This window comes from Nonomuraea sp. NPDC003804 (assembly GCF_040610675.1).
GTDB lineage: Bacteria > Actinomycetota > Actinomycetes > Streptosporangiales > Streptosporangiaceae > Nonomuraea.
This window is the reverse complement of record NZ_JBEXMT010000048.1, coordinates 24,934-46,865: the sequence shown is the minus strand read 5'-3', so window position 1 is coordinate 46,865 and position 21,932 is coordinate 24,934. Positions and strand designations below refer to the sequence as shown.

General features: G+C 71.9%; 20 protein-coding genes and 1 pseudogene. 12 read left to right on the top strand and 9 right to left on the bottom strand.

All coding sequences use genetic code 11. The features are described from left to right. Nucleotides 1-132 precede the first annotated feature (132 nt). Both ABZX22_RS42055 and ABZX22_RS42050 read left to right on the top strand, forming a co-directional pair. Nucleotides 133-279, top strand: a complete 147-nt coding sequence (locus ABZX22_RS42055) for a hypothetical protein (protein WP_354921866.1) — start codon at nucleotides 133-135, stop codon at nucleotides 277-279. Beyond that, nucleotides 269-982, top strand: coding sequence for an MBL fold metallo-hydrolase (locus ABZX22_RS42050; protein ID WP_354921892.1), 714 nt, complete (start codon nucleotides 269-271; stop codon nucleotides 980-982). Before ABZX22_RS42055 ends, ABZX22_RS42050 begins: the two co-directional genes overlap by 11 nt. Nucleotides 983-1,126: 144 nt before the next feature. Here ABZX22_RS42050 and ABZX22_RS42045 read toward each other — a convergent pair. Next, nucleotides 1,127-2,158: pseudogene (locus ABZX22_RS42045) on the bottom strand (MFS transporter); the annotation flags it as partial. A 92-nt stretch (nucleotides 2,159-2,250) separates the two neighbouring features. Between ABZX22_RS42045 and ABZX22_RS42040 the strand changes: the two are divergent. Next, nucleotides 2,251-2,724 (top strand): NUDIX hydrolase, encoded by a 474-nt coding sequence (locus ABZX22_RS42040; RefSeq protein ID WP_354921863.1) that lies wholly within the window; start codon nucleotides 2,251-2,253, stop codon nucleotides 2,722-2,724. Here the strand turns inward: ABZX22_RS42040 and ABZX22_RS42035 are convergent. Next, nucleotides 2,697-4,601: a nitrate- and nitrite sensing domain-containing protein gene (locus ABZX22_RS42035; protein WP_354921860.1), complete on the bottom strand. Its 1,905-nt coding sequence runs from the start codon at nucleotides 4,599-4,601 to the stop codon at nucleotides 2,697-2,699. The two genes, ABZX22_RS42040 and ABZX22_RS42035, sit on opposite strands and share 28 nt — an antisense overlap. A gap of 44 nt (nucleotides 4,602-4,645) precedes the next feature. Here ABZX22_RS42035 and ABZX22_RS42030 point away from each other — a divergent pair, with 44 nt between their 5' ends. Then, complete coding sequence (locus tag ABZX22_RS42030) at nucleotides 4,646-5,080, top strand: hypothetical protein (RefSeq protein WP_354921857.1); 435 nt, start codon at nucleotides 4,646-4,648, stop codon at nucleotides 5,078-5,080. Here the strand turns inward: ABZX22_RS42030 and ABZX22_RS42025 are convergent. The 3 genes from ABZX22_RS42025 to trpD form a co-directional block, all read right to left on the bottom strand. Further along, nucleotides 5,044-5,466: a hypothetical protein gene (locus ABZX22_RS42025; protein ID WP_354921854.1), complete on the bottom strand. Its 423-nt coding sequence runs from the start codon at nucleotides 5,464-5,466 to the stop codon at nucleotides 5,044-5,046. The two genes, ABZX22_RS42030 and ABZX22_RS42025, sit on opposite strands and share 37 nt — an antisense overlap. A 143-nt stretch (nucleotides 5,467-5,609) precedes the next feature. Continuing rightward, nucleotides 5,610-6,344 carry a glycosyltransferase family 2 protein gene (locus ABZX22_RS42020; protein ID WP_354921851.1) on the bottom strand — a complete coding sequence of 245 codons (735 nt, stop codon included), beginning with the start codon at nucleotides 6,342-6,344 and terminating at the stop codon, nucleotides 5,610-5,612. Between the two features lie 200 nt (nucleotides 6,345-6,544). Beyond that, the gene (gene trpD / locus ABZX22_RS42015) at nucleotides 6,545-7,561 is read right to left on the bottom strand and encodes an anthranilate phosphoribosyltransferase (RefSeq protein ID WP_354921848.1); all 1,017 of its coding nucleotides are present in this window, start codon (nucleotides 7,559-7,561) and stop codon (nucleotides 6,545-6,547) included. 298 nt (nucleotides 7,562-7,859) lie between these two features. Here trpD and ABZX22_RS42010 point away from each other — a divergent pair, with 298 nt between their 5' ends. Next, nucleotides 7,860-8,597, top strand: a complete 738-nt coding sequence (locus tag ABZX22_RS42010; RefSeq protein ID WP_354921845.1) for a class I SAM-dependent methyltransferase — start codon at nucleotides 7,860-7,862, stop codon at nucleotides 8,595-8,597. Between the two features lie 247 nt (nucleotides 8,598-8,844). On the opposite strand, the gene ABZX22_RS42005 is transcribed toward ABZX22_RS42010, so the two are convergent. Beyond that, a complete protein-coding gene (locus tag ABZX22_RS42005; protein ID WP_354921842.1) occupies nucleotides 8,845-9,351 on the bottom strand; it encodes a hypothetical protein in 507 nt (168 codons plus the stop codon). A 306-nt stretch (nucleotides 9,352-9,657) separates the two neighbouring features. Between ABZX22_RS42005 and ABZX22_RS42000 the strand changes: the two genes are divergently transcribed. From ABZX22_RS42000 to fxsT, 6 genes are all read left to right on the top strand, one after another. Continuing rightward, entirely contained in the window at nucleotides 9,658-10,950 is a 1,293-nt protein-coding gene (locus ABZX22_RS42000; RefSeq protein ID WP_354921840.1) for a hypothetical protein, read from the top strand. Between the two features lie 213 nt (nucleotides 10,951-11,163). Beyond that, the gene (locus ABZX22_RS41995; RefSeq protein WP_354921837.1) at nucleotides 11,164-11,334 is read left to right on the top strand and encodes a hypothetical protein; all 171 of its coding nucleotides are present in this window, start codon (nucleotides 11,164-11,166) and stop codon (nucleotides 11,332-11,334) included. A 19-nt stretch (nucleotides 11,335-11,353) separates the two neighbouring features. Next, complete coding sequence (locus ABZX22_RS41990) at nucleotides 11,354-13,558, top strand: FxsB family cyclophane-forming radical SAM/SPASM peptide maturase (protein WP_354921834.1); 2,205 nt, start codon at nucleotides 11,354-11,356, stop codon at nucleotides 13,556-13,558. Beyond that, nucleotides 13,555-14,307 (top strand): AAC(3) family N-acetyltransferase, encoded by a 753-nt coding sequence (locus ABZX22_RS41985; protein WP_354921831.1) that lies wholly within the window; start codon nucleotides 13,555-13,557, stop codon nucleotides 14,305-14,307. Before ABZX22_RS41990 ends, ABZX22_RS41985 begins: the two co-directional genes overlap by 4 nt. A gap of 12 nt (nucleotides 14,308-14,319) precedes the next feature. Further along, a complete protein-coding gene (locus tag ABZX22_RS41980; RefSeq protein ID WP_354921828.1) occupies nucleotides 14,320-15,402 on the top strand; it encodes a TIR-like protein FxsC in 1,083 nt (360 codons plus the stop codon). Beyond that, complete coding sequence (gene fxsT, locus ABZX22_RS41975; protein ID WP_354921826.1) at nucleotides 15,399-19,217, top strand: FxSxx-COOH system tetratricopeptide repeat protein; 3,819 nt, start codon at nucleotides 15,399-15,401, stop codon at nucleotides 19,215-19,217. The genes ABZX22_RS41980 and fxsT overlap by 4 nt, the downstream gene beginning before the upstream one ends. Here the strand turns inward: fxsT and ABZX22_RS41970 are convergent. Beyond that, a complete protein-coding gene (locus ABZX22_RS41970) occupies nucleotides 19,186-20,064 on the bottom strand; it encodes an alpha/beta hydrolase (RefSeq protein ID WP_354921889.1) in 879 nt (292 codons plus the stop codon). The two genes, fxsT and ABZX22_RS41970, sit on opposite strands and share 32 nt — an antisense overlap. Before the next feature lie 118 nt (nucleotides 20,065-20,182). Between ABZX22_RS41970 and ABZX22_RS41965 the strand changes: the two genes are divergently transcribed. Next, complete coding sequence (locus tag ABZX22_RS41965; RefSeq protein WP_354921823.1) at nucleotides 20,183-20,356, top strand: CsbD family protein; 174 nt, start codon at nucleotides 20,183-20,185, stop codon at nucleotides 20,354-20,356. Between the two features lie 29 nt (nucleotides 20,357-20,385). Here ABZX22_RS41965 and ABZX22_RS41960 read toward each other — a convergent pair whose 3' ends face one another. Together ABZX22_RS41960 and ABZX22_RS41955 are read right to left on the bottom strand one after the other, a co-directional pair. Next, complete coding sequence (locus ABZX22_RS41960) at nucleotides 20,386-21,549, bottom strand: ROK family transcriptional regulator (protein ID WP_354921820.1); 1,164 nt, start codon at nucleotides 21,547-21,549, stop codon at nucleotides 20,386-20,388. A 74-nt stretch (nucleotides 21,550-21,623) separates the two neighbouring features. Further along, the gene (locus ABZX22_RS41955) at nucleotides 21,624-21,926 is read right to left on the bottom strand and encodes a gas vesicle protein K (RefSeq protein ID WP_354921818.1); all 303 of its coding nucleotides are present in this window, start codon (nucleotides 21,924-21,926) and stop codon (nucleotides 21,624-21,626) included. Between the last annotated feature and the right edge of the window lie 6 nt (nucleotides 21,927-21,932).

The window sequence follows — 21,932 nt, the reverse complement described above, 5'->3', positions numbered from 1 at the left end:
GCGGACGGCAAGGGTTCTGTTCCCGTCGCCCCAAGCCGCCCACATCTCCCGGAGCGGGATCCGTCAAGCCGGCTGCAGGGCTCCTGCAATCGTCGGAGGCTTTCATGGAGGTGCGAGCCCAAGGGGGATGTCATGAAGAAGACCCAGTGCCCGACGTGTCACACCACCCTCGACGAGGGTCCGATCATGTACCGCTGCGCGCGCTGCCGTCGCGCCGTGTTCGCCGCAGACCTGGAGAACGAGTACGTCACCCGGCTAGCGTTGTCGGATGCCGCATAAGTCAAGAATCGTGGCCGATGTCGAGATCACCCCGTTGTGTGATGCCATCGGCCCGATGGGGCCCTCGCTTCGCCTGCCGTTCCTCGAGACCTTTCTCGGCGCGGAGGTCGACGAGGGCGAGTGGATCCTCCACTTCCACTGCTTCCTCCTGCGTGACCGCGACGGCCACGTCACCCTGATCGACACCGGCATCGGGCCCACCTCCAGCTGGGCTCCCGCCCCCGGCGCGCTGCCGGGCGAGCTGGCCGCCGCGGGGGTGGCGCCCGGCGACGTCGACACGCTGATCATCACGCACCTGCACAGCGACCACTTCGGCGGCACGATCGTCGACGGCCGGCCGGTGTTCCCCAACGCGCGCCACGTCGTCCAGCGGGCCGAGATCGAGGCGACGTCCGTCCTCGACCCGGTCAGGGAACTGCTGCAGGTGGTCGACGGCGACGCGGAGGTCGCCCCCGGCGTGGTCGTACGGCTGACGCCCGGCCACACGCCCGGACACCAGAGCGTCGAGGTCGGCGAGTTCACCATGGCCGGTGACGTCCTGCACCACCCGGTGCAGCTGGCCGACCCGACGATCCGCTACGTCTACGACGGCGACTCCGACCTGGCCGCCAAGACCAGGCTCGACCTGGTCGCCGGACTGCGCGCGCAGGGCCGACTGCTCGGCACCTCCCACTTCCCCGAGCCGTTCGTCGAGCTGGGCTAGCAGCGCGCGGGCCTTGGCACGGTAACGCAGCACCTGCACCACGCCGAGCAGCCAGACCGGGTACTGCACGGCCATCGCCCAACGGTGGTCGCCGGTCAGGTCCATCGTCACGCCGATCAGCGCGATCACCGACATCGAGGCCAGGAAGCCGCCGCCGTTCACGATGCCGGTGGCCGCGCCGATGCGGCCCGCGGGGTTGAACGTCCTGGCGTAGTCGAAGCCGATCATCGATCCGGGGCCGTTCGTGGCGAGCACGACGACCAGGACCACCAGCAGCCACAGCGGAGCCCGGCCGCCCGGCCACAGCAGTACCGCCGTCCACGCGGTGGCGGTCGACCCGGTGACGGCCAGCACCAGCCACGATCGGCGCAGCGGGAAGCGGCCGGCCAGGTAGCCGAGGATCGGGCCGCACACCATGCCGACGGCGGTCAGCGCCGACAGCAGCACGCCCGCGGTCCCGGGCGCGAGTCCCTGGCCCTGCACCAGGTACGGGTAGCCCCACAGCAGCAGGAACGCCGCGGCCGAGCACTGGGTGGCGGCATGGGTCCACATGCCCAGCCTGGTGCCCGGCTGCATCCACGCGGCCTTCAGCCCCGGTTCGCGCCGGTCGGCCGAGGGACGCCCGTCGCGCAGGACGGCCGCGACGAGGATCGTGGCAAGCACGCCCACCCCGGCGGCGCCGAGGAAGGTCGGCGTCCAGCCGTACGCGCGCAGCGATCCGATGATCGGCACGGTCGACGCGATGGCGCCGAACTGGCCGAGGATGCCGGTCAGCTGCACGATCACCGGGTTGCGGCGGGCCGGGAAGGACAGGTTGACCAGCCTGATCACGCTGATGAACGTCATGGCGTCGCCCGCGCCCACCAGCGTCCTGGCGGCCAGGCCGAGCAGCAGGTCGTCGGCGAAGGCGAAGACGACCTGGCCGCACGACATGATCAGCGCCCCGATGAGCAGCATGCGCTTGGAGCCGAACCTGTCGACCAGCACGCCGACGGGGATCTGCATCACGGCGTAGACGAGGAGCTGGAGCATCGCGAGGGTCGCCAGACCCGACGCGCCGACGTCGAGACGGGCGGCGGCCGCCAGGCTCGCGACACCGAGGGACTGGCGGTGGAAGACCGCGACGAAGTAGGCCAGGACGCCCGTCGCCCAGAAGATCAACGCGCGTCGTGTCACGGGGACAAATCCTATCTTTTTTGTAGGATGTTCCCATCACTGGCCCCGGCGTCGGCCGTTCCGCGTCCGGGACGACGTTGTAGGTTGATCACGTGAGCGTGGACACGGAGTTCTGGGCGTCGCTGAGCAAGGTGCTGGCCGGGGCGGGCGCCTACATCACCGACCCCAGAGGAAGAACGCTGCTGGTCAAGCCCAACTACCGCGACCACTGGGGCTTCGCGGGCGGCCACGTCGACGAGGGCGAGGACCCCGCGCAGGCCTGCGCCAGGGAGGTCGCCGAGGAGCTCGGCCTCACGCTGCCCGTCGGCGACCTGCTGGTCGTGCAGTGGGTGGGCCCGCTGGACGTCCGGCCGCTGCCGCTGGTCAACTTCCTGTTCGACTGCGGCACCATCCCCGCCGACACCCCCGTCACCCTGCAGGCGGAGGAGCTCGACGACTACGGCTTCTTCACCGAGGCCGAGGCCAGGAAGCTGCTCCCGCCGTGGGCCGGCGACCGGGTGCCCGCCGCGGCCGCCGCCAGGGCCAGCGGCTGGAGCCGCTACCTGCCGCCCGTCAGCGCCGGCTGATCGGAGAGCAGGGCCGCGGGCAGCGTCACCGTCGCCGTGATCCCCCCGTACGGCGAGGGCCGCAGCCGCACCCTGATCCCGTGCCTGGCCGCGAGCCTGGCCACCACGAACAGCCCGAGCCTGTCGCTCTCGGCCAGGTCGAACTCGGGCGGCTCGGCCAGCCTGGCGTTGAGCTCGCGCAGCTCCTCCTCGGGCAGCCCGAGCCCCCGGTCCTCGATGTCGACTTGCAGCCCCTCCGGCACGCCGACCGCCCGCACGTCCACCCTGGTCTGCGGGGGCGAGAAGAGGGTGGCGTTCTCCACCAGCTCGGCCACCAGGTGCACGACGTCGGTCACGGCCGAGCCCATCACCGCCACGTTCGGCGGCTGCGGCACCTCGACCCTGGCGTACTCCTCCACCTCGGCCACGGCCGCCCTGAGCACGTCCACGGCCGGCACCGGGTTGCGCCAGCCCCGGCCCGGCGTCTGGTCCGACAGGATGATCAGGCTCTCGGCGTGCCTGCGCATGCGGGTGGTGAGGTGGTCGAGCTTGAACAGGTCGTCGAGGATGACCGGGTCGTGGGTGCGCCGCTGCATGCCGTCCAGCTGGAGCAGCTGGCGGTGCAGCAGCGACTGGTTGCGCCTGGCCAGGCTGACGAAGACCTGGCGCACACCGTCGCGCAGTTTCGCCTGGTCGACGGCGGCTCCGACCGCCGTGGACTGGACGGAGTTGAACGCCTGGACGATGTCGCGCACCTCGGTGGTCTGCGCTCCGGTGTCGAGCGGTTCGACCTCGGGCTTGGCGCCGCCGGCGCGCAGTTGATCGACGACGCCCGCCAGCCGTACCTCCGCGAAGCCGGTCGCGGCGTCGCGCAGGCCCGCCAGCTCGCGCACCAGCCGGCCGCGGAAGCGCAGGGAGAGCACGACGGAGGCGACGACGGCGACCAGGCCGATGCCCCCTGCGACGCCGATCTTGATCAGGATGGCGGTGGCGGTCGGGTTGACCCGGTCGACCAGGCCCTGCACGGCCTCGGACTGGTTGCGCTCGACGGCGGCGGCGAGGTCGTCGCCCCGCGACACCCAGGTCGCGGAGGTCGCGGGCAGGCCGTTGGCGGTCGCCTGGCCGCGGATGGCGTCCTCGATCGCGACGAAGTCGCGGTAGGCGGCGGAGCCGGCCAGCCCGCGGTAGGCGGCGCCGAGGTCGTCGTCGAGGTGGGTGAGCGCCTGGGAGTAGAGGAGGCGGCGGGTGGCCGACATCCGGGTGAACAGCGCCCGGTCGGAGGGGCCGACCTCGCGGGTCGCGAGCACGTGCACGATCATCGCCCGCTCCCTGGACAGGAGCTCCTTGGCCTCGCCGAGCATGGTGACCGACCTGGCCAGCCGGTAGAGCGCCATGTCGGGCACCAGGATCATCTGGTCGTACATGCGGAAGGAGGCGTCCACGACGTCGCTGTAGACGGTGATCGTCTGGATGGCGCCGACCGAGCGCGCGTCGACGCCTCTGCGCAGCTCGGGGAGGCGGTTCAGCTCGCGGTAGAGCGCCTTGAGCTGCTCGGCCATCTCCGGTGTGACGTTCTCCTGCAGGGCGGCGCGCCGGCGGAAGGCCGCCACGGCGGTGTCCGTCCTGCTGCGCTGGTTGATCAGCTCCCGGTACGGCCTGGCGGACGACAGGAACTCGGCCGACGACAGCCGCTCGCGCTGGAGCTGGATGTTCATCTGCTCCGACGGGTCGGCCAGGTTGGTGACCAGGTTGTTGATCTCCAGCAGGCGCAACCCGTCACCACCGGTCAACGCGGCCGCGAACGTCCACAGCCCGACCAGCGAGATCAGCGGGACCGAGAGCAGGACGAGCAGCTTGAGCGCGATGGGGCGGCCGGGGCGGGTGAAGCGCCTTTTCATGGTGAGATCGTCTCGCAGATCACACCCCTTTTGGGAGGTTTCCCATGCGCTTGCCGCGATCGATATCCGGATGGACCATCGCCGTCTTCGGCTTCCTTGCTTTCGCCCTGGGCCTGTTCGGCCTGCTGAGATCGGACGATCTGCTCGGCCTGCTGGGATTCGAGGTCGTGGAGAGGCGCGGACCCGGTGACTACACGAAGGTGTACATGGCGGCCTCGTCGATGGCCGCGGTCAACATGGGCGTCTACTACCTGCTGGCCGCGGCCACCGACTGGACACCGTTCTTCCGGTGGACCGTCCCGTGGAGGATGGTGACGTTCGTGGTGTTCACCACGCTGGTGGTGACGGGCGCCGCACCCGCCGAGTTCGTGGGCGTGGGGGTGTGGGAGGGGCTCGGCGCCCTGGTCACCGGCCTCGCGCTGTGGCGCGAGGGCAAGCTGTTTCAGCGCTCGTCGGAACGGCGCCCCGCGACCAGGTGATCGTCGGGGTGCGGGGCCTGGCGGGGGATCGTCCGCGTCTCCCCAGCGACGGCGTGGGTGTCGTCGTGGGTGCTGTCGGGGGTGTTGTCGTTGAGCTTCCGCTCCAGCGCCCGCTTCTCGTCCTCCAGCTTGGCGACCCGGTCGTCGGCCTGGACCCGGACGTCGCGCAGCGCGCGGCGCCGCAGGAGCGACCGGCGCGAACCTGAGCCGATCATCGAGACGCCGAGCAGCAGGACTCCCGCGGTGGCCGCGCCCACCAGGAACATCTCCAGGTGGGACGGCTGGAAGGTGTAGCCGACAACGGTGTAGGTGGTATCGGGTTCCATCGCGACGAGGTAGATGGTCGCGGCTGCGATCAGGACCAGGATCAGCCCCAACACGATCATGAGCTCACCTCTCTTTCAAGACGGCGCTTCCTCTGCCCCTGAACGATGGAGTCATGCGGCCGGACGCGGACCGGTGGCGTCACGGCCATGTTGTCCACACCCTGTGGACGACATGTGGTCTGTGGCCGACCGCCCCGTCCGGCTCACTGCGTCATGCAGGGATCAAGCATGTCGCCGCTCAGGACGGGGGCGGCTTTTCCCCGCTCGCGCCAGATCGTCTTGAGCACCCGCCACCCGTCGCGGACGGCGTGCAGGTTGCTGGCCCCGTGGATGCGCGAGCGCTCGTGGCTGGGCACCTCGCGGATGTCCAGCCCCGCCTTCGCGGCCCTGACGTTCATCTGCGTCTCGATCTCGAACCCGTCGCAGTCGAGCGCCATGGCGTCCAGGTGGTGGGTCCAGAAGGCGTTGTAGCCGTAGCACAGGTCGGTGTAACGCGTGCCGTACAGGGCGTTGGTGGCGAACGTCAGCACCTTGTTGCCCAACGAGCGGACGGGGCTGATGTCGTCCGAGCCGCCGCCCTCGATGTAGCGGGAGCCCTTGGCGAAGTCCGCGCCGTCGACCAGGGCCTGCACGAACCGGCCGATCTCCCGGCCGTCGGTCGACCCGTCGGCGTCGATCATGACGATGATGTCGCCCTTGGCGGCGGCGAAACCCTCGGTCAGCGCGTTGCCCTTGCCCCGCCTGGTCTGCGTGACGACACGCAGGTCCGGGCGGAGGCTGCGGGCCACGGCCACCGTGTCGTCGACGGAGTTGCCGTCCACCAGGATCACCTCGTCGATCCAGGTGGGCAACGTCGCGAAGACGTGTGGCAGGTTGTCGGCTTCGTTGAGTGCGGGAACAACAACAGTGACGCTCGCCGCGAAGGGGCTTGTGTTCATGGAACCAAGGTCCACGATCACACCTGCAACTCGCTTGACATCCCCTTGCAGCTGGTGATGATCTACCGCATTCGGGACGAAACCCCGTGTTTCTGGGGCTCCCGGTGACCTGCGACGTTGTCTCTTTCGCTCGTTCCACGGCCCCAGAAGTAATGATCCACTTGCCGTCTCTTGACATCGTGTGAGGAAAATGTATGGAATCAGCGCCGGGTGGCCGCCGCCCAGCGCTCCAGGAGCGCCGCGGCCGCGCCCGAGTCGATCGCCGCGCACGCGCGTCCGTAGGCCGCCGCCAGCCCGCCCACCCCCTCCCGCCCGGCCGCCGCCAGCGCCGCGGCGGCGTTCAGGCAGACGATGTCGCGCACCGGCCCCGGAGCGCCGCCCAGCACCTTCCGTGCGACCTCGGCGTTGTACGCGGCGTCCGCGCCCCTGAGGTCGTCGACGGACGCCCGGGCGATGCCCAGCGACAGCGGGTCGAAGCGGCCCGACGTGACCGTCCCGTCCCTGACCTCCCAGATGGTGGACGGCCCTGTCGTGGTCAGCTCGTCCAGGCCGTCGTCGCCCCTGAACACCAGCGACGAGCAGCCCCGCGCCGCCAGCACCCCCGCGACGACCGGCGCCAGGTGCGCGTGGCACACCCCCACCGCCTGCGCCGCCGGCCTGGCCGGGTTGACCAGCGGCCCGAGCACGTTGAAGACCGTCGGCACGCCGAGCTGCCTGCGCGGCCCGGTGGTGTGCCGGAAGGCCGGATGGTGCCGCGCGGCGAACAGGAAGGTGATCCCCACCTCCGCCGCGACCCCCGCCGCGCGCGCGGGGGACAGGTCGACCACGACGCCGAGCGCCTCCAGCACGTCGGCGGCGCCCGTGGACGACGAGGCCGCCCTCCCGCCGTGCTTGACGATCTTGGCCCCCGCCGCGGCGGCGACGATCGCGGCCATGGTGGAGACGTTCACGGTGTGGGCCTGGTCGCCGCCCGTTCCGACGAGATCGACCGCGTCGCCGGGCACCTCCAGCGGGGCGGCGCCGTCGAGCAGCGCCGTCGCCAGCCCCGACACCTCCTCGACGGTCTCGCCCTTGGCGCGCAGCGCGACGGCGAACCCGGCGATCTGCGCGTCGGTCGCCGCGCCGGCCATGATCTGGCCCATCGCCCACGCGGTGTCCCGCGCGCGCAGCGATCGACCGTCGAGCAGCGTGCCGAGCAGAGTGGACCAGGTCGTCATGTTGGAGCCTCCAGTCGTGCGGACGAGGAGGCCAACCATCGATGACCGCCTCGCGAAGGGCGGTCATCGGACATCGCGCAGGGACCGCCTAGAAGGCCGGCCACCAGGAAAGCGCGATCATGACATGACATGCTACCGGCATGTCGGTGCTCTCCCCCCTCCGGGACACAGCGGTCGGCGCCGCCGCCGCCGGCACCGGCCCCACGGGCACGCGTCGCCGGATCGGGGCCGGCCCCGTGGGCACGCGCCGCCGGATCGGGGCCGTGCCGCCGGAGGAGACACCGCGAAAGGGGCGGCCGTGGATCTGAGGCGAACGTTCGACGAGGACGCGGAGCTCTACGACAGGGCCAGGCCCGGCTACCCGGCCGAACTGTTCACCCGCGTCCCCGTGGCGTCGCGCGTGCTGGAGATCGGCTGCGGCACCGGGCAGGCCACCCGCGGCCTGCTCGGCCGCGGCTGTGTCGTCACCGCCGTCGAGCTGGGGCCCTCGCTCGCGGCGCTGGCGCGGGCCCGCATGCCGTCCATCGAGGTGGTCAACGCCGACTTCGAGACGTGGCCGCTGCCGGCCGAGCCGTACGACGTGGTGTTCGCGGCCACCTCCTTCCACTGGCTCGACCCGGCCACGCGGGTGGCCAGGGCGCGGGCCGCGCTCCGCCCCGGCGGGCTGCTCGCCACCGTGGCCACGCACCACGTGGCGGGCGGCACCGCGGCCTTCTTCGCCGAGGTCCAGGAGTGCTACGAACGGTTCGACCCCGCCACGACGCCAGGCCTGCGGCTCCGGCCCGCCGCCGCCGTCCCGCCCGACGGCGAGGCGCTGCCCGGGTTCGCCGCCCCCGTCTTCGAGCGCTGGGAGTGGGAGCTGGCCTACACCACCGAGGAGTACCTCGACCTGCTGTCGACCTACTCGGGTCTCCGCGCGCTGCCCGCGCGCGCCGCCCTGCTCGACTGCGTCGGCGCGCTCGTCTCCTCCCGGTACGGCGGGCGCGTCGTCAAGCGCTACCTCACCGAACTCCGCACCGCCACGGCCATCGGCTGACACGGCGGCGTTGCGCGACCACGCTCTCCCCTTGGCCGCGCCTGCGCGGTGACCGCGGCCGCGAGATGACCGGGGTCAGGAGGCGGCCAGGGCGGCGAGGTGACCACGGCCGCGAGATGACCGGGGTCGGGAGGACCGGTGTCGGGAGGCGGCCGGGGCGGTGAGGTGACCGGGGGCGGGAGGTGAGCGCGGCGGCCGGGTGGCCATGGTTCCACCGGCTTGCCGAGGTCACCCCGGCGGCCGGGAGTCAGCCGTCGGTGCCCGCCGGGCGCAGCGGGGTGACGGAGAGGTCGTCCAGCGTGGGCGGGCTGCCCGTCTCCTGTGGCTGGGCCGGCGACCCCACGGGGTGGTTGGCGATGGAGACCACCTGCTGCCCCTCGATCTTGTTCCGCGCCATCGCGGTGGCGCCCACGCTGGCCCTGAACAGCTGTGCGTGGGCGGCGGCGTTGCCGGGATCCCGATGCGCGATGATCTTGACGCGGGCGTCGGCCCAGGAGTTGACGATGCCGGGCAGGTGCACCGCGAGCGCGCAGAGGCACGGCAGCCCCGTCACGAGCAGGACGCACAGCAGCGCCTGACCGGACAGGGTGGCCGACTGGTTGCCGAGCGCGTAGGCACCGGCCGAGCTCAGCGGCAGGGTGAGCGCGGCCGTCAACCATCCAGGGAGAACGGGCGTCTTTCCTCTGGGCACGCTGGTCGCCTCACCGGCCATGCGGTGCCGTAACGGAACCGGCACCAGGACGGATGTATTCACGGCTGCGCAGTTTCCTAGCCATGGGCGTCATTGCTCCTAGATGGCGATAAGGGCATCTAGATGCGGATAAATCCGCTCTAGATAGACATAAAGGGCCACCGCTCGTGCGGCGAGCGGGGGACCCATGGCCGTAGTGGTACCAGTGATGGCTGGTGCGCGCCGGTGCTTGCCGTGATTCCGGATGTATGCGGACAGTCTCGGACTGCCCCCCACATCTGCCGTTTCCCTCATAAACTGGGGCCAGTCGTATTTCTTGGCGGCCCTGCCATGGCGGGGCCTTTCTCGTTCTCGGGAACAGGTTGGCTGATGTGTGAGAACGATCAAGGCGAGGACCCTCTTGCCGTCCTTCGGCGGCGCATCGACAGGCTGTATCGGATAGACGCCGGCAGGCCGTCCTACGCGGCGCTCGAAAGGTACGCCGACGAGATCAGGAAGGAGGGGCCGGGCGACGACGCCTGGCGCCCGCTGCCGCGCGCCACCCTCGGCGACCTGGTGACCGGCAAGCACCGCAGGCTGCCGTCGTGGCCGCTGATCAGGACGTTCGTGCTGGCCTGCCATCGGGCCGCGACCGTCACCGGGCTGCCGGTCGCCGAGGCGGGCGACCTGATCCAGGAGTTCGTCGGGCTGTGGAGGGCCGCGGCCGAGCGGCCCGCGGGCGGCGACGTCCTCGCGCCCGCCCCCGCCGAAACGCCCGCCCACAGCGAAACGCACGCCTCCGGTGAAAGGCCGGCCTCCCGCGAAAGGCTCGCCCACAGGGAAGGGCCGGTTCACGGGGAACGGCTCGCCCCCGGGGAAAGGTCGGCTCACGGGGAACGGCTCGCCCACAGGGACGGGTCGGTTCACGGGGAACGGCTCGCCCACAGGGACGGGTCGGTTCACGGGGAACGGCGCGCCCACAGGGACGGGGAACGGCTCGCCCCCGGGGAAAGGCCAGCCGCCGGGGAAGGGCTCGCCCCCGGAGGAAGGCCGGCCCTCGGGGAAGGGCTCGCCCCCGGAGGAAGGCCGGCCCTCGGCGAAAGGCTCGCCCCCGGCGAAGGACCCGCCCCGGGCGAGGCTCGCACGTCCGCTCGCGGCGGAGCGCCTGCTTCCGGTGGGTCGCCCGCGCTGGGGAAGTCGTCCGCTTCCGGCGGGTCGCCCGCGTTCGGGAGGGTGTCCGCCCCTGGGGAGTCGCCGGCGCTGGGGAAGACGTCTGTCCCCGGTGAGGCGCCCGTCGGCGCGCTGGGTCCGGCCGCGCATCGCATGCCTGCCAGCTACGGCGCGGTCGGCCTGGAACTGCTCGACAGCGCGCGGGAGGGGAACGCGGGCGCGGCCTACGAGGTGGCCGTGCTGCTGGCCTGCGAGGCCGCGAAGGGCGACCGCGACGGTGAGGCGTGGCTGGAGGCGGCGACCCACTGGCTGCGCCGGGCGACGGGCAAGGTCGCCGAGGCCGCGGAGTTGCGGCTGCACGGGGTCAAACTGGCCAAGGCGGCATTGGCGCTGGCCGTCGAGCGCAAGGCCGAGGGCGAGCCGAGTGCGCTGATCTTCTTCCTGGCCGCGATGCAGGCCGAGGCCGCCGTGCCGGGCCTCAGGCTCGACGTGTCCGAGGCCCTGTTCTCCTGACCGCGTTCTCCTGGCCGCGTTCTCCTGGCCGCGTTCTCCTGGGCGCGCTTCCCGGGGCGGAAAAGGTATGAGGCGGGTGCCGCTGCCGGGACGTATCCAGAGATGAGGGAAAACTCGAGGGGAGTTTTGCCGCGGACGGTCGGAAGCCACGGGGATCGCCAGGATTACACTCCCCTTGAATCCCTGCAGGGTTTTCCGAGCGATGGAACAGACATGGACAAAGAGGCCACAGCGGTTATTTCGGGCGTCGTCGATGTGCGTGACGTCCCGCTGAGCAGTCTGTGTGAGAACGACATGTGCGACGCGGAGCTGGAGGGCATGCTGCGCCGCGTCGTTCCCGACACCCCGAGGGTCTCCGTCGCGGCGTTCAACTCCGCCATCTGAATCTGACGGGAGGGCGGCGATGGTGCCGTTCCGCCAGTTCGTCCTCAAGGTCCACAGCAGGTGCGACCTGGCCTGCGACCACTGCTACGTGTACGAGCACGCCGACCGGAGCTGGCGCGGACGGCCCAGGGTGATGTCCGCCGAGACGATCGCCTGGAGCGCGTTGCGCATCGCCGAGCACGTCAAGAGCCACGCCCTCGACCGGATCACGGTCGTCCTCCACGGCGGCGAGCCGCTCCTGGCCGGCCACGCCAGGCTGCGGGCCGTCGCCGAGGCGATCGAGTCGGCGCTGGCCGGCACGTGCCGCCTCGACCTGCGCCTGCACACCAACGGGCTGCTGCTGGACGACGACTTCCTCGACCTGTTCGAGGAGCACGGCATCAGGGTGGGGGTCTCGCTCGACGGCGACCGGGCCGCCCACGACCGCCACCGGCGCTACGCCGACGGCAGGGGCAGCCACGACAGGGTGGTCGGCAGGCTGGCCCTGCTGCGCCGGCGTCCGCACCTCTACGCGGGGTTGCTGTGCACGGTGGACGTGGCCAACGACCCGATCGCCGTCTACGAGGCGCTGGCCCGGCAGGCGCCACCGCGGGTCGACTTCCTGCTCAAGCACGCCACCTGGGACGACCCGCCGGAGCGCGGGGCGGGCGACTGGCTCGTCGCCGTCTTCGACCGGTGGGTGGCCGACGGCAGGCCGATGTCCGTGCGGCTGTTCGAGTCGATCGAGTCGACGTCGAGGGGTGGCCCGAGCACGACCGAAGCGCTCGGCCTGGAGCCCAGCGACCTGGTGGTCATCGAGACCGACGGCGCCTACGAGCAGGTCGACTCGCTGAAGACCGCCTACGACGGCGCCCCGGCGACCGGGCTCGACGTGTTCTCCCACCCGCTCGACGAGGTGGCCGGGCATCCGGGGATCGTGGCGCGGCAGCGCGGGATCGACGGGCTGGCCGAGGCGTGCCGGCGCTGCCCGGTGGTCGGCAGCTGCGGCGGAGGCCTCTACCCGCACCGCTACAAGGGGGGCGGCTTCGCCAATCCGAGCGTCTACTGCGCCGACCTGCTCAAGCTGATCACGCATGTGCGGGGGCGGCTGCGCCGTACGCATGAGCTGACGTCGGCGCAGCTCGGCGAGCTGGCCGCGGGGCACGGGAGCGCCGAGACGGTCGCGGCGCTGGCCGCGGGCCAGGCCAGCCTGCGCAGGCTGGCGCTGACGAAGGCCGCCGCGCCGGGCGCCGCGTGGCGCCTGCTGACCAGGATCGACGCCGAGCATCCCGCCGCGCTGGCCGCCGTGCTGGGCCACCCGTACGTGCTGGCGTGGGCGGCCGGACGCCTGGCCGGTACGGCAGGCCCCGCCCACCTCGGCAACGTCGCGGCGGCCGCCGCGCTCAGGGCCGGTGTCACGGCCGAGGTCGAGGTGGAGGTGCGCGACGGCGTCGGCTACCTGCCCGGCCTCGGCGCCTTCACCGGCATGACCGGCACCGTGGTGCGCCTCGACGGCGGGGGCGCCGAGGCGGGCGGGGCGGCGTGGGAGCCGTTGCGGCGGCTCTCGGCAGGGGGGATGGAGGTGGCGGTGGAGGACCTGGACCCCTACCGCGACTGCCACCAGTGGTCGCCGGCGCCGCGGCTGACCGGCGAGCAGGCGCGGGCGTGGCAGGAGCGGTTCGCCGCGGCCGTCCGGGTGATCGAGCGCGACCATCCCGCCTACCTGCCCGCGATCAGGGCGGGGCTGACCACGCTGACCCCGCTCAGCACGGTCGGCGGCGCCACCAGTTCGGCCTCCAGACACGCGTTCGGCGCGATCGCCACCACGCTGCCGGACGAGGGGGAGAGTCTGGCCCTGCTGCTCCTGCACGAGTTCCAGCACGTGAAGCTGGGCGCGGTGCTCGATCTGTTCGACCTGTTCGACGCGCGTGACGCCCGGCTCTTCTACGCGCCGTGGCGTGACGATCCCCGCCCGCTGGAGGGACTGCTGCAGGGCGCCTACGCGCATCTGGCCGTCACCGACTTCTGGCGCCGGCGCGACGCCCGCGCCTTCGCCCGCTGGCGGGCGGACACCGCCGTGGCCGTCGAGACGCTGCTCGGCGCGGGCACGCTCACCCCGCTGGGCATGACGTTCGTGGCGGGCATGCGGCGGAGCGTCATGCCGTGGCTGGACGAACCGGTGCCCGAGGCGGCCGAGCGCGCCGCGCAGGAGGAGCGGGCGGCCCACCGCGGCAGGTTCGGATGACCAGGCGGGAGCTGTCCGGCCAGCTCAGCCGGCTGGGGGTGGCGGCCGGCCAGGTCCTGCTCGTCCACAGCGCGCTGCGCAGGGTCGGCGACGTCACGGCGGCGACCGCCGCGGCGGCGCTGCGCGACGTGCTGGGCGAGGAGGGCACGCTGGTCGTGCCCACGCAGACGGCCGGCAACTCCGACACCTCGCGCGAGCACCTGGAGCGGATCGCGGGCATGTCCCCCGGGCAGGTCGCCGCCTTCCGCGCGACGATGCCGCCCTTCGACCCGCTGGCCACGCCGTCCACCGGCATGGGACGGCTGGCCGAGCACGTCAGGACCACCGAGGGGGCGGTGCGCAGCGCGCACCCGCAGACCTCCTTCGCCGCGCTGGGCCCCATGGCCGCCAAGCTGATGGACGGCCACGCCCGCGACTGCCACCTCGGCGAGCACTCCCCGCTGGCCCGGCTGTACGAGGCGAACGCGTGGATCCTGCTGCTCGGCGTGGGTTACACCGCCTGTACGGCTCTGCACCTCGCGGAGTACCGCCTGCCTGACCCGCCGCTCAGGACCTACCGATGTGTGGTGGAGGAAGGCTGGTGGGAATACCAGGACGTGGACCTCCAGGACGCTCACCTGACGGAACTGGGCGCCGATCTCGACAAAACGGATTTCTCGCGGAAAGGCGATGTTGGCCGGGCAGAATGTCGTCTACTGCCTCTTGCGCCGATGGTGGATTTCGCAGTGAATTGGCTTGCCATGAAATAGGAAGGAGGCGGGTTGCCCGAATCCCCGTACTTCTTTCTGAGCTACCGGCGCAACGACGTGAGCGACCTCTGGGTCGCTCGCTTCTTCAAACACCTGTCCGACGACGTGCGCGCCGTCGTCAACGTGGAGCAGCCGGGCTTCATGGACCGGCAGGTGCCGATCGGCGGGATCTGGCCATCACATGTCTCCCAGGCGCTGTCCACCTGCAGGGTCTTCGTGCCCGTCTACTCCATGAGCTACTTCGACAGCGAGCACTGCGGCAAGGAGTGGGGCGCCTTCAGCCGGCGCTGCGGTCCCGGCTCCGAGGCCATCCTGCCGGTGCTGTGGGCGCCGCTGTACGACACGCCGGTGCCGGAGTGCGCGGGCGTGCTCAACTACGGGCACGCCGCCTTCGGCAAGGAGTACGCCAGAAGCGGCATCTACGGGGTCATGAAACTGCGCCGCTTCCGCGAGGCGTACAAGGAGGGCGTCTGGTGGCTGGCGCGCAGGATCATCGAGGTCGGCAGGACGGTCCAGGTGCCCTACCAGGCCATCCCCGACTACCGGGAGCAGCCGAACGCGTTCGCGACCGTCGAGACCGGCAGGCCGTACCACGTGACGGTGGTGGCGCCGTCCCTGAGCGCGCTGCCGGGTGACCGCGACCCCGGCTTCTACGGCAGGTCGCCGCTCGACTGGAACCCCTTCGCGGGCCCCGGCACGCTCGCCGAGGCGGCGGCCGAGGTCGTCAGGCGGCAGGGGCTGCGCCCCGTCGTCGGCACGTTGGAGGAGGCCGGTGGGCTCGACGGCGAGCAGGGGGTGGTGCTCCTCGACCCGTGGGCGCTGGCCGACACAGGGGTGCGCGAGGCGGTGTCGCGGCTGACCGCGCCCGTGCTCGTGCCCTGGCCCGCGGGTGACACGCAGAGCGCGGCGGAGCGCGAGCGGCTGGAGGGCGCGCTGCGCGAGACGGTCCAGGCCAGGCCGATCTCCGACCTGGACGCGCTGGCCGACCTGATCAGGCAGGCGGAGTGGCGGCGGCTGCGCGAGGCGCCCGGCTATCCACCGCCTGGCCCGTCGAGCGAGAAACCGAGGTTGAGCGGTCCCGAGGAGTGGTCATGAGCGAGGGCAGGATCATCACGTTCTACTCCTACAAGGGCGGCACGGGACGCACGATGGCGCTGGCCAACGTGGCCTGGATCCTCGCCGCCAACGGCAGGAAGGTCCTGGCGCTCGACTGGGACCTGGAATCGCCCGGCCTGCACAGGTTCTTCCACCCCTTCCTGGACGCGGGGGTGATCAGCGCGACGCCCGGCGTCATCGAGCTGATCACCGACTACGCCTTCGCCGCGTTGCAGCCGGTCGAGCGCGCGGCCGACTGGCACCTGGAGTACACCCAGGTGCTGCCGCGCGCGGTGTCCCTGGAGTACGACCACTTCCCGGGCAGCGGCACCATCGACTTCATCTCGGCGGGGCGGCAGAACCGCGACTACTCCTCGCTGCTGTCCACCTTCGACTGGGACAACTTCTACGAACGGCTCGGCGGCGGCGTCTTCCTCGACGCGCTGCGCGCCGACATGCGGCGCCACTACGACTACGTGCTGATCGACAGCCGCACCGGGCTCAGCGACATCGCCGACATCTGCACCGTGCACTTCCCTGACGTCCTTGTCGACTGCTTCACGCTCAGCGACCAGAGCATCGACGGTGCGGCGGCCGTGGCCAGGCACATCGACCAGCGCTACGGCGACAGGGGCATCAGGATCCTGCCGGTCCCGATGCGCATCGAGTCGGGCGAGAAGAAGAAGCTCGACGCCGGGCGGGCGCTGGCGCGCAGGCGCTTCGCCGGATTCCCCAAGGGGACCGACGCCGAGGAGTACTGGGCCGCCATCGAGATCCCCTACGTGCCCTTCTACGCCTACGAGGAGACGCTGGCCACCTTCGGCGAGGTCGCCTCCTCGCCGACGTCCATCCTGTCCGCCTACGAGCGGCTGGCCGGCGCGGTCACCGACGGCGACGTCAACGGGTTGCCGCCGGTCACCGAGGAGGTCCGCGCCCACGTCCTGGCGCTGTTCGAGCGCAGGCCGCCCGAGACGGAGGAGGAGGGGACGCTGGCGCTCGCCTACGTCCCCGAGGACCGGATGTGGGCCGACTGGGTCGCCGCGCTGCTGCGCCGGAGCGGGATGAAGGTCCTGCAGGTCAGCGCCGACCTGCCCGACTGGGAGCAGGCGCTGCCGGGCGCGGCCAGGACCGCCGCCGTGGTCTCGCCCGCCTTCCAGCGCTCGCCGAGGACCAGGCACTTCGTCGCGCAGCCGCCTCCCTACGTCGCCGTCTGCGTCGGCGACGTGCCCACCCAGGAGGGCGTCCGCATCGACCAGCTCGTCGAGGGCGAGGCGGCGCAGCTGCTCCTGCACGCCTTCGGCAGGGCCGGCCACACGTCCGAGCACCCCGCCGAGCCCGCCCCGATCGGCCCGCGCTTCCCCGGCACGCCGCCCAGGGTCTCCAACCTGCCGCCCCGCAACGCCGCCTTCACCGGGCGCGCGGCCGTGCTGGAGGAGCTGCGCAACCAGCTCGTCGGCACCGGCCAGGCGGTCGTCCTGCCCATGGCCCTGTACGGCCTCGGCGGCGTCGGCAAGACCCAGGTCGCGCTGGAGTACGCCTACCGCTTCATGGCCGACTACGACCTCGTGTGGTGGGTGTCGGCGGAGGAGCCCGCCGCCATCTCCGACAACTTCCTCGACGAGCTGGCGCCCAGGCTGGGGCTCAAGCCGGAGGACGCCACGGTCAGAGCCGTGCTGGAGGGGCTGCGGCGCGGCGAGCCGTACCCGAGGTGGCTGTTGATCTTCGACAACGCCACCGAGCTGGCCGAGCTCACCGACTATCTTCCGGTGAGCCCCGCCGGGCACGTGCTGATCACCTCGCGCAACCCCGCCTGGTCGAGCGTGGCCGCGCCGCTGGAGGTGGACGTCTTCAGCCGCGACGAGAGCGTCGAGCACCTGCGCGGGCAGGTGCCGGGGCTGGCCGAGAGCGACGCCGAGAAGGTGGCCGCGGCGCTGGGGTTCCTGCCGCTGGCCGTCGACCAGGCGGGCGCGTGGCTGCGGGAGACGGGCATGCCCGCGGGCGACTACGTCGAGCTGCTCGAGAGCGAGCTGACCAGGGCGCTGCCCACCTTCCGCGGCCCCAAGCCGGTCGCCGCCACCTGGAGCGTCTCGCTCGAACAGCTCAGGCGCCGCTCGCCCGCGGCGGTACGGCTGCTGCAGCTGTGCGCGTTCTTCTCCGCCGAGCCCATCTCGATGACCATGATCTACAGCGACGAGATGGTGCGGCTGCTGCGCGAGCACGACGACACCCTGCGCGAGAAGCTCATGCTCGGCAGCGTCATCAGGGAGATCAGCAGGTTCGCGCTGGCGCGGGTGGACCAGGGCGACAACACCATCCAGGTGCACCGCCTCGTGCAGGCGGTGATCCGCAGCCAGATGGACGACGAGGCCCAGACGCGCGCCTGCCATGACGTGCACACCGTGCTCGTGGGCGCCCGGCCGCGCCAGGGCGACGTCGACGACCCGGAGAACTGGCCGCGCTACAGCCTGATCTGGCCGCACCTGACGCCGTCGCGGGCCGCCGAATGCGGGGACGAGGACACCCGCCAGCTCCTCATCGACTCGGTCCGCTACACCTGGAAACGCGGCAACTTCGAGCGGGCGCTGGAGCGCGGCCGGCAGCTGGAGCGGGCCTGGCTCGACTCGTACGGGCCCGACCACTGGCAGACGCTCTACCTGCGCTTCCACCTGGCCAACGTGCTGCGGTCACAGGGCCGCTACAAGGCGGCGAAGGAGGAGGACGAGCAGGTCATGGCCCTGCAGAAGGCCACGCTCGGCGGGCGGCACCCGCACACGCTCATGACCTCGGGCAGCCTCGCCGCCGACCTGCGCGGCCTCGGCGAGTTCAGGCAGGCGCTCGCGCTCGACCAGAACACCTACGCCCAGTTCAAGGAGCTGTTCGGCGAGGAGCACCCGCGTACCCTCGCCGCCGCCAACAACCTGGCCGTCTCCTACCGGCTGGTCGGCGACTGCTTCTCGGCCCGGCGGATCGACCAGGAGACGCTGGAGCGGCGCAGGTCGGTGCTCGGCGCCACCCACCCCTACACGCTGTTCTCGCAGGCCAACCTGGCGCGCGACCACCGGGAGGCGGGCGAGTTCCGGGTGTCGGTCGAGCTGCTGCGCGACACGCTGGAGAAGTACCAGGACGTGCTCGGCGACGACTTCCTCGACACGCTGCGCACCGCCAAGAGCCTGGCGGTCTCGCTGCGCAAGGCCGGAGCGCAGAGCGAGGCGCTCGAACTGGCCAAGGACACCTACGACCGCTACGTCCAGCACTTCCCCGCCTCCCCCGAGACCAGGGCGGCCGAGCTGGAGTACGCCTGCTGCCTGTCGGCGCTGGACAACAAGCCGCAGGCGCGGCGCATCGCCACGGGGATCCTCGAGGAGTTCCGCGCCGGCCTCGGCGCCACCCACCCCTACACGCTCGTCGTCGCCAACAACCTGATCACCTACCTGCGCGGCACCGGCGCGGTGCGGGAGGCGTGCGAGCTGGGCGAGCAGACCCTGGAGGCCTTCAGGGTACGGCTGGCCGCCGACCACCCCTTCTCCCTGTCGTGCGCCGTCAACTACGCCAACTGCCTGGGCGACCTCGGCGACCTGGCCGCCGCCGAATCGCTCGAGCGCGACACCGCCGCCCTGCTCAGGGGCGTGCTCGGCGCGCAGCACCCCGACACGCTCGCCTGCCGTGCCAACCTCGCCGTCACCCTGCACTCGACGGGTCAGCAGCGCGAGGTCATCGGCCTGATGAGAGACGTGCTGGGCCCTGGACACCCCAACATCGAGTCGCTGCGCGAGTGGCGGCGCATCAACAGGGACCTCGAACCTCAGCCGACGTGACCAGCCAGCGCAGCACGTCGGGCAGCACCGACAGCGCGCCGAAGTGCGCCGCCCCGCGCTCCACGGCCACGACCGCGCCGGGGATCCGCTCGCCGAGCCAGCGGCAGTGCGCGACGGGGGAGAACACGTCGTCCTCGCCGTGCCACAACAGCGTGGGCGTCTCGATCACGGCGGGGTCGAACCCCCACGGCCGGATGAACGCCATGGCGTCGTCCACCCAGCCGTCGGCCGAGTGGCGCAGGCCCTCGGCGAAGTTGCGCCACAGCATCGTCCTGATGCCGTCGTCGGCCACCACCCTGCGGTCGGCCTCCGGTAACTCGTGGAAGAGCCCCGCGACGAGCTGGGCGGGGTTGGCCCTGATCCGCCTGGCCGCCGCGCCGAGCCGTTCGGCGATCACGTCGTAGCCGGCGCAGGCGGCGCTGTACTCCACCACGTTCGACTCGGCCATCCCCTCGAACCAGTCGAGGCCCTCGGCGGTGCGCGGCGCCAGGCCGACGAGCACCGCGGCCTTCGACGTCCGTCCGGGCAGCAGCGCGGCGCAGGCCAGCGCGTGCGGCCCGCCGCCCGAGCGGCCCACGACGGCGAAGGTGTCGAGGCCGAGCGAGTCGGCGACCGCGCTGACGTCCTCGACCGCGTCGCTGACCCGGCGCCCGCGCGCGGGATCCGACCCGCCGTAGCCGGGACGGTCGAAGGTGATCAGCCGTACGCCGAGCCGGTACAGCACCGAGGCCCTGGGTCTGGGGCCGAGCCTGCTGCCCGGAGTGCCGTGCAGCAGGAAGACGGGATGGCCGGTGGGGGACCCCCATTCCTCGACGGCGAGCTTCCTGCCCCCGGAGGTGCGCACCATTGTCGTCACAGCTCCGGTTATGCCCAGAACGGTGAACTTATGTGGGCCGCGGCGGCTCGTCGTCACCCGCGACCTATTGTGGACAGCAACAATTCGTCACGCGGGGGGAGGCGCGGCCATGGGGAGGACCGAAAAGGCCAAGGCCAAGATCCAGGAGACGAAAGGCAAGGTCAAGCAGAGATTCGGCGAGATGACCGGCAACCGTTCGCTGCAGGCGAAGGGAAAAGCCGAAAAGGTCAAGGGCAGTCTCAGACTGGCCGCTGAGAAGACGAAGGACGCCTTCAGGAAGTGACCACGGCGAAAGACCGTCCGGTCTTTCGCTCAGGGGGCCATCGACGTGTGCCGGGCGCGCTCCAGCGGGTCGTCGGCGGACAGCGTCAGCGCGTCGACCTCGTCGATGGCCATGCACGCCGCGCCCAGCACCACGCAGTTCTCGCCCAGGGTCGACAGGCGGATCTCCGGCATCCGCAGGCACAGCGACTCCAGCGCGCGGCGCAGCGGCTCCAGCAGCACGTCGCCCGAGCGGGACAGGCCACCGCCCAGCACGACCACTTCGGGGTCGAGGGTGAGCACCATGGCCGCCGTGCCCACCGCCAGGTCCGCGGCGTACCGCTCGACGGCCGCCAGCGCGCCGGCGTCGCCCTGCCGCGCCGCGCCGAAGACCAGTCCGGCCACCTCGTCGGGCGCCGCTCCCGCGAACGACGGCGACCGCTCCAGGTGCTCGCCCATGCGCAGCCAGCCCACCGCGTCCAGCATCCCCACCTCGCCCGCCGCGCCGCCGAACCCGTGGTGGAGCCTGCCGTCCAGGACGACGGCGGCGCCGGGCCGCCGACCGGCGTGCAGGTAGACCAGGTCGCGCACGTCGCGGGCCACGCCCATCCGCTGCTCGGCCAGCGCCGCCAGATTGCTGTCGTTGCACACCAGGACCGGCGCGTCGAACGTGGCCCCGAAGTGCGCGATCAGATCCACGCCCGCCCAGTCGGGTATCGCGTGGACGGCGGTCACCTGGCCTTTACGGTCGACCACGCCCACCGTCCCGGCGGTGACCGCCCAGACGTCGCCGGGCGCCAGGCCCGCCGTCTCCATGCAGGCGGCGACGGCACGGTCCACGGCGGCCAGCCGCTCAGGGCGCGGCACGTCGGGGCTGACCGGGGTCCTGCCGCTGGCGACGACCCGGCCGTCCAGGTCGGTGATCGCGGCCAGCACCTTGTGCACGCCGATGTCGAGCCCGAGGACGTGACCGGCCTCGAAACGGAAGCGGTAGCGGCGCGCGGGCCTGCCCATGGCACCCCGCGTGGGCGGCACCTCCATGATCCAGCCGCGCTCGCACAGGTCGGCGACCACCTCGACGGCCGACGCCCTGGACAGCCCGGTGCGCCTGGCCACCTCGGCGAGCGTCAGCGGGTCCGCCCCGCGCAGCACCCGGAGGCAGGCCAACGAGTTGAGATGGCGCAGCCGCCGGAGATCTCCGCCACCGATGTTCACAGCCCACCTCGCCGACCGGCCCACTAATGCAGGACTCCATTATTAGTCGCCGGCGGCGCGTGAGCGGCAACTGATCAGTCCTCGGGAAGCAGGGTCCCGAGCGGTCCGAGGTCGAGGTTGAGATCGGCCGGGGTCAGGCCGAACCGGTCGCACAGCTCGGTCATCGCCTCCTCCAGCCGCATCAGCGTCAGCCCGAGCACCTCGATCTGCTCGTCCGACAGGTCCCCCTGCTCCATCCGCCGCACGCACTGGCGCTCCACCAGCTGGCGGACGAGCTCGACCAGGGTCAGCACCAGGCGGGAGAGGTCGCGTTCCATGGCCTCGCGGTCGGTCTCGATGCGCACCCTGCTCGTGCGCGCCGTATGGCGTGGTTCCATCGCCCT